The organism is Cyanobium sp. BA20m-14, from assembly GCF_024346295.1.
Genome location: NZ_JAGQCR010000096.1, coordinates 1 through 10,843 on the forward strand (window position 1 = coordinate 1; position 10,843 = coordinate 10,843).

Annotated in this window: 13 protein-coding genes and 1 pseudogene; 5 read left to right on the plus strand and 9 right to left on the minus strand. The window is 63.9% G+C overall.

Features of this window, described 5'->3' with window-relative positions; all coding sequences use genetic code 11:
- Positions 1-180, minus strand: a pseudogene (locus KBZ07_RS16455) (HEPN domain-containing protein); the annotation flags it as partial.
- A 94-nt stretch (positions 181-274) separates the two neighbouring features.
- Positions 275-601 (minus strand): nucleotidyltransferase domain-containing protein, encoded by a 327-nt coding sequence (locus KBZ07_RS10185; protein ID WP_254931504.1) that lies wholly within the window; start codon positions 599-601, stop codon positions 275-277.
- Positions 602-738: 137 nt separating this feature from the next.
- On the opposite strand from KBZ07_RS10185, the gene KBZ07_RS10190 reads away from it, so the two are divergent.
- Together KBZ07_RS10190 and KBZ07_RS10195 are read left to right on the plus strand one after the other, a co-directional pair.
- The gene (locus KBZ07_RS10190; RefSeq protein WP_254931505.1) at positions 739-1,281 is read left to right on the plus strand and encodes a hypothetical protein; all 543 of its coding nucleotides are present in this window, start codon (positions 739-741) and stop codon (positions 1,279-1,281) included.
- Positions 1,271-2,077: a DnaJ domain-containing protein gene (locus tag KBZ07_RS10195; protein ID WP_254931506.1), complete on the plus strand. Its 807-nt coding sequence runs from the start codon at positions 1,271-1,273 to the stop codon at positions 2,075-2,077. Before KBZ07_RS10190 ends, KBZ07_RS10195 begins: the two co-directional genes overlap by 11 nt.
- A 15-nt stretch (positions 2,078-2,092) precedes the next feature.
- On the opposite strand, the gene KBZ07_RS10200 is transcribed toward KBZ07_RS10195, so the two are convergent.
- The 5 genes from KBZ07_RS10200 to KBZ07_RS10220 form a co-directional block, all read right to left on the minus strand.
- A complete protein-coding gene (locus KBZ07_RS10200; protein ID WP_254931507.1) occupies positions 2,093-3,346 on the minus strand; it encodes a carbohydrate porin in 1,254 nt (417 codons plus the stop codon).
- Positions 3,347-3,682: 336 nt separating this feature from the next.
- Positions 3,683-3,847 (minus strand): hypothetical protein, encoded by a 165-nt coding sequence (locus tag KBZ07_RS10205; protein WP_254931508.1) that lies wholly within the window; start codon positions 3,845-3,847, stop codon positions 3,683-3,685.
- Positions 3,848-3,885: 38 nt separating this feature from the next.
- Entirely contained in the window at positions 3,886-4,797 is a 912-nt protein-coding gene (gene lipA, locus KBZ07_RS10210; RefSeq protein WP_254931509.1) for a lipoyl synthase, read from the minus strand.
- The gene (gene recR / locus KBZ07_RS10215; RefSeq protein WP_254931516.1) at positions 4,794-5,363 is read right to left on the minus strand and encodes a recombination mediator RecR; all 570 of its coding nucleotides are present in this window, start codon (positions 5,361-5,363) and stop codon (positions 4,794-4,796) included. Before recR ends, lipA begins: the two co-directional genes overlap by 4 nt.
- Positions 5,364-5,389: 26 nt before the next feature.
- Complete coding sequence (locus KBZ07_RS10220; protein ID WP_254931510.1) at positions 5,390-6,091, minus strand: pentapeptide repeat-containing protein; 702 nt, start codon at positions 6,089-6,091, stop codon at positions 5,390-5,392.
- A 67-nt stretch (positions 6,092-6,158) separates the two neighbouring features.
- On the opposite strand from KBZ07_RS10220, the gene psbP reads away from it, so the two are divergent.
- Complete coding sequence (psbP, locus tag KBZ07_RS10225; protein WP_254931511.1) at positions 6,159-6,740, plus strand: photosystem II reaction center PsbP; 582 nt, start codon at positions 6,159-6,161, stop codon at positions 6,738-6,740.
- Positions 6,737-7,822 (plus strand): FAD-dependent oxidoreductase, encoded by a 1,086-nt coding sequence (locus KBZ07_RS10230; protein WP_254931512.1) that lies wholly within the window; start codon positions 6,737-6,739, stop codon positions 7,820-7,822. Before psbP ends, KBZ07_RS10230 begins: the two co-directional genes overlap by 4 nt.
- 176 nt (positions 7,823-7,998) lie before the next feature.
- Here the strand turns inward: KBZ07_RS10230 and mqo are convergent, their stop codons facing one another.
- Complete coding sequence (gene mqo / locus KBZ07_RS10235; protein ID WP_254931513.1) at positions 7,999-9,483, minus strand: malate dehydrogenase (quinone); 1,485 nt, start codon at positions 9,481-9,483, stop codon at positions 7,999-8,001.
- Positions 9,480-9,947, minus strand: coding sequence for a hypothetical protein (locus KBZ07_RS10240; protein WP_254931514.1), 468 nt, complete (start codon positions 9,945-9,947; stop codon positions 9,480-9,482). The genes mqo and KBZ07_RS10240 overlap by 4 nt, the downstream gene beginning before the upstream one ends.
- A gap of 56 nt (positions 9,948-10,003) precedes the next feature.
- Here KBZ07_RS10240 and KBZ07_RS10245 point away from each other — a divergent pair.
- On the plus strand, positions 10,004-10,843 hold an 840-nt coding region (locus tag KBZ07_RS10245; protein ID WP_254931515.1), incomplete at its 3' end, for a lyase family protein.

Here is a 10,843-nt window from a genome sequence, read left to right on the forward strand (position 1 = left end):
CGCACCAGTTGAAAGATCGCTGAGATTCTCCTCGTCCCATTGCCAATCAGAGTCCACACTGGCGAGGTGTCGCGATACAGCAACCAGATCATGCACCTTCTGGATCGGCTGGTTGAGCTGAATCAATCTTGCTTTGAGCAGCTTTTCAACGCATTGCTGAGCATGAAAGACAACCGCATCATGAAGCTCCTCATTGTTCTGCTAGTGGAGGGTTGTGGCAGCGGCCCAGTCCGCTTCTGCCTTGCGGATCCACTCAGGCACTGCGCTCCAGGCTTCAGCCATGCAGAACCGTTCCATGATCGAGGGCTTCACGGATGATCGGATCCCCGCCCAAGTAGCGCTCGGCGATCTCATCGGGCCGCCGCACCAGCAGGTCGAGGGGGAAGCCCGCATGGCAAGACTTTCGAATTGCGCGGATCTGAGCCAGATGCCTTCCCTGGAATGGCGTTACCACGAGGATGTCTGCATCTGAATCCCAGCGCCCCTCACCGCGGGCCTGGGAACCGAACAGGATTACTTTCTCCGGGTCAAACCTCTCCACCAGCTGCTGCGTGAACGCTTGCAGCGCCTCACGGGTGACGAGCGGAACTGGGGTAACCATGACCATTCCCCCATTCTGGCCCGCAATGCATCCCGGCTAATACCGCTACGCACGCCTGGGGAGCAGGCAGAGATTTAAAGGCCATGGATCGCGCGGCCGCCAACGGTTGAGACTGGCCCTGGCCCTGGCGGTTGTGGATGTCCAGCTCTTCCCCCGAGGCACCTACCTGCCCCAACCCCAGCCTGGAGCAGCTGGAGCAGGAGGCCCGCGTGCGGGGCCTATTGCTGCGCCTGCAGGTGAGCCGGCCGGCGGGGCTGGCCTGGGGGCTGCGGGTGGGGGTGGCGCGGCGGGATGGGGAGAGGCTGCTGCTGCTGGGCGAGCTCAAGGGCTGGGCCCTGCCGAGCGCCAGGGGCCTGCGGCTCGACACGATGCGGGTGCAGGCTGGGGACACGGCAGCTTTGGGCCCGCTGATCTGGGCGGCCACCTTTGCCTGGGCACTGGAAGCCACCCCCTGCAGCCAGGCCACGATCCTGGCGATCCGCGACAGCGACGCCCAGCACCGCCGCCTAGTGCGCTATTTCCGCGCCCTGGGCTTTGCGCCCCTGCGGGAACTCGCTGCGGGCCCCGCCGATCTGGCTCCCCGCTTGCTCTGGGGTGGCTCGGGCCTGTTGATGCGGGCGGACTGCGCCGAGGTGCTGCGGCGCAGCGTCCGCCGCCTGGGTGGACTGGATGGGCTTTGATCCCCGCCGCTGGCGGCCAGCCCCAGGCAGCCCGCCGGTCACCAGCAACGTCGATGCCCTGCTGGCCGAAAATGATGCCCTGCGCCGTGAAGTGCAGACCCTGCGCCGCCGGTTGGAGCAACTTTCGGCGCAGGGCCCCCAGCCTGGCCCGGATGGCCCCACGGGTGGCCCGACCTATGACCATGGCCTCAGCCCGGGTCAGCTGGAGCGCTGGGGTCAGGCGATGGCCGCCCACCCCCAGTGGCAGGCGCTGCGGATCGGTCCACCGGGCGGATTACGGGGGGTGATCGAGGAGCTGCGACGCCACTGGTCGAACCCGGCGCTCAGCCTGGAGCAGGAGCTCGAGCGCCGCTCCCCTGGCCTGGGCACCGCACTGGCCGAAGCGCTCCGGGGCCCCCACAGTCGGGCCCGCTGGGCCGTGCGGGCGGCCTTTGCCCTCTATGGCCCCCGGGCTCCGGAGTGGCTCACTGAAGCGCCGCTCCAGGTGGTGGTGGAGTTGGGGCGCCGCCAAGCCCAACTCGGCCAGCGCCGCCGCGGCACCCGCACCGAAAACCACTCCCGGGGTCCGACCACCTCCCAGAACTCCTCCCAGAGCTCAGCCCAGAGCTGGGCCCAGAACTCGGCCCCAGACCCCCGCGGCGAGGCCCTGCGGGAGCTGGGGCTAGAGGCCGGGGCAAGCCCGCAGATGGTCAAGCGGGCCTATCGGCGCTTGGCCAAGGCCCACCACCCCGATCTGGGCGGCGATCCCCAGGCCTTTCACCGGCTGGAGGCGGCCTATCGGTTGCTGATGGACTAATTCACACGGACTGATTCAGAACTGCAGCTGCAGTTGCAGGCCGGCGGCCAGGATGTCATCTACCTGGCCCGATCCACCCGGGTTGAGCACCCACTGCAGCACTGGTTGCAGCGACAGGTTGGCAGTCAGGTTGAAGCTGTAGTTCAGCTCCAGCACGGCTTCGGCTGTCAGGCCTGGGTTCAGCTGGCTGTTGAAGCTGCTGCGGCCGTAGCCCAGGGCCAGCACGTCGAGGGGGCGGCCGGGCAACAGCCCCTGGCCCAGCCAGCCGCCGGCCAGAAACAGGGGCACGGGGTTGGTGTCTCCGCTCACCGCAGTTTTGACACCGAGCCAGAAGCGGTTGTCGAGGCCCAGCGGCAGGGGGGACGCCAGCGTGATCGTGCCGTAAAGGGACCCATTGGACTTGCCCGAGCTGTCCTTGGCCAAATAGACCCCGCCCAGCTGAACCTGGGGGGAAGGAAGCTGGCGAGAAATGGTCTGACCCTGCCGCCGGATCGGTGCCTCCAGGGCGCTGGCTCCGGGCAGCTGGGTGAAGGTCCACTGCAGAAGGTGCAGGTTGCCCTCGCTTGAGCTCAGGTCGGGATTGACCCCAAACAGGCCCGCCAGGGCGACTTGGGAATCGAGCCAAAAGGCGCCATAGCGCCATTCGCCATAGCGACCCTGGCGACCGGGGGTCCAGCTCAGCTGCAGCCCTGGGGCCACGTAGGGGTTGATCGGCACCCCATCGATTTCGGAGTTGAGCGTGTCATTGAGGGCGGAGTGCACGTATTGATCGAGCACCGGCGTCCTCACAAAGCCCGGATTGAGGGAGAACACCCCAGCTTTCAGCGTCAGCTCCCCCGAGCCGGCCCGGCGCTCAATGGTCGCCTCCGTAAGCCACAGGCCAGTCGGATGGGCCGCGTTTTGCAGGGGGTAGGCGGCTCCGATCGCGTCGTTGAGCTGGGGATCGCCGCTAAACAGCATCAATTGCAGGTTGGCCCGCCAGTGGTCGCCTTCGTGCCACTGGTCAGCTGGCTTGGCCAGGCCACTGCTGAACGCGGCCCCCAGGGTGAGCTGCTGCATCCAGCTGGCGCTCTGCTCGGTTCCGCCGCTCGGGTTGGCCAGGGGCTGGGCCTGCAGGTTGAGGTCAAGGTCGATCCAGCCAGGAACATTCAGCAGCCGGTTAAGGCTGGGGGGATCGGACTCGGCCTGGACGGCCGGGGTGAGTCCACCGGCTCCCAACACCAAAAGGAACCTGAGCAGGGGAATCAGCAGTCCGCTGGGACGCAACACGATTGACACCCGTTTGAGGCCTTCAGAACAGGATCCCTGGCGTGGGGGGCCAGCACTGGCGGTCAGTATTGCTGGATGCAGCGGCGATGACAATCGCAGGGACTGCTGGTCAGGCAAGCAGGTCTGCGCCGAAGTGACGAGGCCAAGGGAACAATGATGGCCCTGGGCTGGGCGAAAGCATTACCCTTGAATGAGGCGAGGGTAATGTCCCTTGGCGAAGTCAAAAACCGCAAAAACAATGGGCTTATTGCACCTCCAGGGGTGAAGGCCAGGCTCAAGAATGGGATAGATGTCCCATGAAACGGGAAGCTTAATCAGATCTTGATCAGAGTTTCCTTAACTCTGACTGAGCAACGTTTGCAGCAGTCCTGATAGTTCCTCCAATTCTTCGCGATCGAGGATCCAATCACCGTTTTGAAGTTTCGTCACGTGCTCGGACTGGAGCATCCAGCCGTCCTCGAGCTGGGCGGCCACGAAATGGCGGGTGTTGTATTGGCTCATGGGGTGGTGTTGGTCAGGTGGGCTTCAGGAGGCAGCCGTCATGCTGCCTCGGCGTGATAACTACTGCGCACCAGCGGCCCGCTGCGCACCTGCTCAAACCCCAGCTCCCGGGCGATGACGCCCAGCTGCTCAAATTCGGCGGGAGTCCAGTAGCGGGCCACGGGCATGTGGGCGAGGGATGGGCGCAAGTATTGCCCCAGGGTGAGTCGCTGACAATCAACGCTGCGCAGGTCCTGCAGCGTCTGCACAACCTCCTCCTGGGTTTCACCCAGCCCAAGCATCAGGCCACTCTTGGTGGGGATCTGGGGTGCCAGCTGGCGGGCTGCGGCCAACAGGGCCAGGGAGCGGCGGTAGGTGGCGCCGCGGCGCACCTCCCCCTGCAGGCGTTCAACGGTTTCCAGATTGTGGTTGAAGCACACCGGTTCGGCGGCCAGCACGGTGGCCAGCCGCTGCCGTTGGGCAGCCAAGCCGTCCGCTTCGTCGCGATGGCCGCCCCAGAAGTCGGGAGTGAGCACCTCGATCGCCGTCCCCGGGCGGCTGCGGCGAATGGCGGCCATGGTGGCTGTGAACAGGCAGGCGCCGTGGTCGGCCAGATCGTCACGGGCCACGGCCGTGAGCACCACATAGGAGAGCTGGAGGCTGGCCACCGCCGCGGCCACCCGCTCCGCCTCAGCGGCGTCGAGCGGAGCCGGGGCCTGGCCCTTGTCCACCTGACAGAAGGCGCAGCTGCGGGTGCAGATCGCCCCCCCCAGCAGGAAGGTGGCCGTGCCGGCGGCGTAGCACTCGGCCCGGTTGGGGCAGCGGCCCTCCTCGCAGATCGTATGCAGCCGCTGTTCTTTGACCACCCCCTGCACGGCCTCCAACTGGGAAGCAGTCCCGACGGGACGGCGCAGCCAGGCCGGCAACCGCTGTTCGGGGGCAATGGCGCTGTAGCGGGATGGGGAGCTCATTCGACGGCTCGACGCCCCTCAAAGGCGCGGGCCAGGGTGACTTCGTCGGCATATTCCAGCTCACTGCCCACCGGCAGGCCATAGGCGATCCGGCTCACCATCGTGAAGGGCTTGAGCAGGCGGGCCAAATAGAGACTGGTGGTATCCCCCTCCACACTCGGGGTGAGCGCCAGGATCACCTCGCTGATCTGCTCGGCATCCACCCGGCGCACCAGGGGCTGGATCTGGAGCAGTTCGGGGCCAATGCCATCCATCGGCGAGATCAAGCCGCAGAGCACGTGGTAGTGCCCCTTGAATTCCCGGGTGCGCTCCATCGCCAGCAGGTCGCGGGAATCGGCCACCACACACAGCTGGCCGTTGCTGCGCTCGTCGTTGCGGCAGATCTCACAGAACGGCTCGGCCGAGAGGTGGAAGCAGCGCTGGCACTGGCCAACCTGGCTGCGGGCGGCCAGCAGGGCGTCTGCGAAACTGCGAATCTGCTCCTCTGGCTGGCGCAACAGGTGCAGGGCAAGCCGCTGGGCCGTGCGGGGGCCGATGCCCGGCAGTCGCTCGAACTGGTCAATCAGCCGGGCCAACGGGCGCGTGAAGCCGCTCAGCGATTCGCCGCAAGTGGGCTGAATTTAGGCAGGTTTGTCCCGCCTAGGTCGGCGCCCTCCAGGTCTGCCCCCTCCAGCAGGGCGCCCTCCAGCTCGGCGCCCTCCAGGATCGCGTTGCGCAGGATGGCGTGCCGCAGGTCGGCACCACGCAGGTCGGCGCCGCGCAGGTTGGTGCCCGTGAGGTCGGTTCCGGCCAGGTTGGCGTTGCGCAACACGGTGTGCTCCAGGTTGACCTGATGCCAGTGGCCCCCGGGGGCATGCAAGTTGTGCAGGTCAAAGCCAGCCAGATTTTGGCCGTCGAGGGGCAGGCCGGCGCGGTTGAGGATCTCCAGCGCTTGGATGCGCCCGATCAGCCAGCGGGCGCCCGACTCATTGCAGGTTTTCAGCAGCTCGTAGGCCTCAATATTTTCCCGCTGTTTGCGCTTTTGGCCCTCGAGCACATAGAGGAAAGCGGCTGTCACGATGCTCAGTGACTCCACATTGCCCACACTGATCAGGGCTTCCGCATCCCGCCAGAGGCAGCCTTTGACCCATTGGTTGTTGCGACAGGTGGCGTAGCTGTTCACCACCAGCAGCAGGGTCAGGGCGCCGGCGGCCGAGAGGGCCACCCGGAAGAGAAAGGAGTTATCCAGCAGCTGGAAAAAGGGGGAGTCGTGGCGACGTTGTTGCCGGTCGACCCAGGTAGGCCTGCGGGGCATCGGAGCTGGGGGCGATCGGCCCCATGCTGGCGGCCCAGCAGAATGGCGCCAAGCATTTGCCGTCGCCATGGCTGAAACCCGCAAAGGGGCCGGTCTTCCCTCCCCCCTGCCCCGCCTGGTTGCCCTGTTGCTGGCGGGGCTGCTGACCGGGCTGCTGACGGCCTGCAGCGCCTCAGCCGCCGGATTGAACAGCTTTCAGAGCCCCGATGGCCGCTATGCCTTCCTCTATCCCACCGGCTGGACCCGGGTGCAGGTGAGCGGCGGTCCCCAGGTGGTGTTCCACGACCTGATCAACAGTGATGAGACCCTCAGCCTGGTGATCTCCGAGGTCAACCCCACCAACGACCTGGAGAAACTGGGCAGCGCCGTTGCCGTAGGCGAACAGCTGCGCCGCACCGTGATCGCGCCTGAAGGCAGCGGCCGGGCGGCGGAACTGGTGGAGGCCTCCGAGCGCCAGGAGGGGCCCCGCACCTTCTACGACCTCGAATACGCCGTGCACCTCGAAGACCGCGACCGCCACGAGCTGGCCACGGTGGTGCTCGATCGCGGCCGGCTCTACACCTTTGCAGCCAGCACCAACGAAATCCGCTGGAGCAAGGTGAAGGAAATGTTCCACCTGGTGGTTTCCTCCTTCACCCTGTTGGTGTGACGGTTTCGGCCCCTGCCGATGTGGTGATTGTTGGCGGTGGCTTGGCCGGTGGCCTGCTGGCTCTGGAATTGCGGCAGTTGGGGGCCTCGGTGAGTCTCATCGATGCCCCGGGCCCCGCAGGGGCGGATTCGGCTACGGGGATCAGCTATGGCGCCCTGCCGGGCTGGCCCCTGGCGGCCACCCCCCTGGCCCGGCTGGCGGCGAGGGCTTCCAAGCATTGGCGCCGCCTGCAGGGGCGCCATGGTGACCTGGGCTGGCGTCCCTGCCGCTTGCGGGTGCAGGCTGGCGGCACCGGCTTGGGGGCGCTGAGTGCCTGGTGGCCGCTCCCATTCGCCCAGGTGGACACCGCCGTGCTGGTGGCGCGCCTGCCGCTGCTGCTGGCGGCCGCGGGGGTGAGGTGCCGCCCGGCCCGGCTGGAGCGCCTGGAGCGCCAGTCACCGGCAGGTTGGCAGCTGCACCTCAGCGATGGCAGCGACCTGCTAGCCCCCCAGCTGGTGTTGGCCGCTGGCGCCCACTGCCGCCAGCTCTGGCCGCCCCTGCCCTCCCGCCTGCGCAGCAGCTGGGCAGCAGTACTGGAGCTGCCCGCCTACCCGCCACGCCTGGGCCGCGCCGCCGCCTGGCTGCCGCCCAGCTTTGGGCGGGTCGCGCTGGAGCGCCGCGCCGCCGGCCTGGACCAACCGGAGTGGCTGGTGGATGGGGGCCTGGTGCCCTGGGGCACTGGGGCCCTGCTGGGCCAGCACACCCTGGTGCGACCGGGGCTGGAGCTGGGGGCAGCGCCACCGCCTTTTGAGGTGGAAAGGCAACTGCGCCAAGAGCTGGCGGCGCAAGCCTGGGGGGCGCCGCTGGCGGCCCTGCCCGGCCATCTGCGCCAAGCACCCGTGGCCTTCTGCAGTGAGGGCTTGCCCCTGGTGGGTCCGCTGGCTGGGGCACCTGGGTTGTGGCTGTTCACCGGCTTCAGTGCGGGCTTTAGCCAGGTGCCGGTGCTGGCGCCCCTGCTGGCCCAAGCCCTGGCCTGGGAGGGCGCGCCGGCAGCTGCTGCAACACGGCGCCTGCAGCAGCTGGGCCTGACAGGTGCCTTTTAATCCTGCAAACTGGGTGCCATGACTCAGGCCAGCCCCACCGCCGCGTCATGCAGGGAATGGCCACGCTGGCGTCTAGTGCAATGGCGAGATTCATCTCTATGACCGTAGGAGCAGATCGATCGCGCTGCTCCGCTGCGTTAACTCAGTACGAATCAATCAGTACGAATCAATAGGAATTAAGCATTCTGCAAACCTAGAACTGCCGCCGTTTCGGCTCGCACCTTCGTCAACATGGCGGCGTCCTGCTTGAGATCATGCCCATAGGAGGGAATGATCTCACTCATTTTGGCTTTCCAATCACCAATTAGTTCATCGCGCAGGACTGTTTCAATCATGGTCATCATGATGTAGGTAGCGGTTGAGGCGCCTGGAGAGGCACCCAGCAGCGCCACCAAGCTGCCATCAGCCGCTGACACGATCTCAGTACCGAATTCAAGCTGGCCGGCAAAGTGCTTCTCCTTTTTAATAATCTGAACCCTCTGACCAGCAACTGCTAGCTCCCAATCGTCCTCGTTTACGCCTGGGTAATACTGCCTGAGCACATTGAAGCGATGGGCCTTGCTCTGCAAAACCTGGCCTACCAGATATTCCTCTAAAGGAAAATTATCTTTGGCGACGGAAAGCATCGGCAGGATATTAGCCAGGCGCAGCGATCGAGGCAGATCGCAGTAGGAGCCATTCTTCAGGAATTTGGTGGAAAAGCCTGCATAGGGTCCAAACAAGAGCCAGCGCTTGCCCTCAATAATGCGCGTATCCAGGTGGGGCACGGACATCGGCGGTGAGCCTGCTGCCGCCTTGCCATAAACCTTGGCTCGGTGCCGGTTCACCACCTCGGGTTTCTCGCAACGCAACCAGACCCCGCTCACCGGAAATCCTGCATAGCCGTGGGCTTCCGGTATAGCGGACTTCTGAAGCAGGGTTAAGGCGGCGCCGCCGGCGCCAAGAAACACAAAACGCGCATCGATCGTGCGCTCGCTACCCGTGGCCCCATGCTTAACAACAACCCGCCAGCCACCCTCAGGCCGGCGCTGCAGATTGACCACCTCTTCGTTGAAGTGCACCCTGAAATCAGGGTGCTTGCGCAGCACCGAAAGAAGGTTGCTTGTCAGGGCGCCATAATTGACATCAGCACCGTTATTGATGTGAGTTGCGGCCACCGGCTGACTCGCATCACGCCCCTCCATCAACAAGGGGGCCCATTCCGCGATCTTGGCGTGATCCTCGGAATACTCCATACCGTGATAACAGTGATGGGCACTCATCAAGGCATGGCGCTTCTTCAGAAAAGCCTGATTTTCTCTGCCCATCACAAAGCTCATGTGGGGAACAGGATGGATAAAGCTGTCGGCCGAACCGATCAACCCCTTGCCCAACAGGTATGACCAGAACTGGCGGGATAGGTCAAATTCAACATTGACCTCCAGTGCTGTGGCGATATTTATCGTGCCGTCCTGACGCATCGGCGTGAAGTTCAGCTCACAGTTGCCCGCATGGCCCGTGCCAGCGTTGTTCCACGCACCGGAACTCTCCTGGGCTTCTTGGGGCATCCGCTCGATCATCTCGATCGTCAGATCCGGCTTCAGCTCTTTGAGGAACACGCCAAGCGATGTGCTCATGATGCCGGCTCCAACCAGGAGCACATCAACCGATTCGCTGGTCATGCCTGCACCTCTGCTGTGAAACGGACATCGGCACCCGGTGCTAACACCACATAGATACGGCGCCAGGGCTCCGCATCCAGCAATCTCCAGGAATGGCCTCCCCCTGCTGTGTCTTCTGCGAGCAGCAGGGTCGAAGGATCAAGAGTGAAATGCTTATCTTCGCGAGTAACGAAATCGAGAGTGCCACTCAGGGTGATCACAAACTGGCGCGCTGGCGCCGTATGCCAATCAAACGAGCCGCCTGAATCCGTTTGCTGAAACGCAATGCTGACAGCGTCAGTTTTTTGGCTCAGAAAGTCGCCACGGACCCCGGAGTCAAGCTCAATCGCGCCGCTCTGAAAATGGGACTGGCCATCGTCGCCCGTCCACAAACGTATACATTTTAACATTTCGTCTCTAGCCGTGCTGGCAATTCTGCCCAATCTAAGTAAGCAGCCTGGATTGGCAAGATCCGTTGCGAACATTTATTATGGGTCAGGAGGCCGAGCCAGTCTAATAAAAGCCATCCTCCCCAGTCTCAATGACGGACATGCGCAGCGAATCCGACAGCCTCGGCACGGTCTCCGTTCCAGCCGACCGGCTGTGGGGCGCCCAAACCCAACGATCTTTAGAACATTTCAGCATCGGACAGGAGCTGATTCCAGCCGAAATGGTCAGTGCCTATGCCCAATTGAAAAAGGCTGCCGCCAATGTAAATCACACCCATCGAAGGCTTGCAGACAATGTCCATCAATTGATCATTCAAAGCTGCAACGAGATCCTCGCTGGCCAGCATCGCGACATGTTTCCACTACACGTCTGGATGACTGGTTCTGGTACCCAGTTCAACATGAACGTAAATGAGGTGATTTCGAACCGCTGCTGCCAGATCGCCGGCACTCCTTTAGGAGCCAAGACACCTGTGCATCCAAATGACCATGTGAATATGTCCCAGTCGTCGAACGACACTTTCCCGACGGCGATGCATCTAGCTGCGGCAGTTGAGTGCACAACTCGTCTGATTCCGGCGATTCAGGCTTTGCATGATGCCATCGCGGCCAAAGCGAGCCAATGGAATGACATTGTCAAAATTGGCCGCACCCACATGCAGGACGCTACCCCTTTAACACTCGGCCAAGAATGGTCTGGCTATACAGGCATGCTCGCCGACAATCTTGATCGTCTTCGCGATGGACTCAAGGGTGTCTATCAACTCGCAATTGGTGGAACGGCAGTCGGAACCGGGCTCAACGCTGCCAGTGGCTTTGCCGAAGAGACGGCCCAAGAGCTCGCCCAACTTACCGGGCTTCCCTTTATCTCGGCGCCCAACAAGTTCACAGTTCAAGGAGCGCATGATGCCTTGGTTCAAATCTCAGGTACT

Bases quoted from the DNA above. Each gene is read 5' to 3' on its own strand.
- KBZ07_RS10185 (WP_254931504.1), bottom strand. From the start codon at position 601: ATGGTTACCCCAGTTCCGCTCGTCACCCGTGAGGCGCTGCAAGCGTTC.
- KBZ07_RS10190 (WP_254931505.1), top strand. From the start codon at position 739: ATGTCCAGCTCTTCCCCCGAGGCACCTACCTGCCCCAACCCCAGCCTG.
- KBZ07_RS10195 (WP_254931506.1), top strand. From the start codon at position 1,271: ATGGGCTTTGATCCCCGCCGCTGGCGGCCAGCCCCAGGCAGCCCGCCG.
- KBZ07_RS10205 (WP_254931508.1), bottom strand. From the start codon at position 3,847: ATGAGCCAATACAACACCCGCCATTTCGTGGCCGCCCAGCTCGAGGAC.
- lipA (WP_254931509.1), bottom strand. From the start codon at position 4,797: ATGAGCTCCCCATCCCGCTACAGCGCCATTGCCCCCGAACAGCGGTTG.
- KBZ07_RS10220 (WP_254931510.1), bottom strand. From the start codon at position 6,091: ATGCCCCGCAGGCCTACCTGGGTCGACCGGCAACAACGTCGCCACGAC.
- psbP (WP_254931511.1), top strand. From the start codon at position 6,159: ATGGCTGAAACCCGCAAAGGGGCCGGTCTTCCCTCCCCCCTGCCCCGC.
- mqo (WP_254931513.1), bottom strand. From the start codon at position 9,483: ATGACCAGCGAATCGGTTGATGTGCTCCTGGTTGGAGCCGGCATCATG.
- KBZ07_RS10240 (WP_254931514.1), bottom strand. From the start codon at position 9,947: ATGTTCGCAACGGATCTTGCCAATCCAGGCTGCTTACTTAGATTGGGC.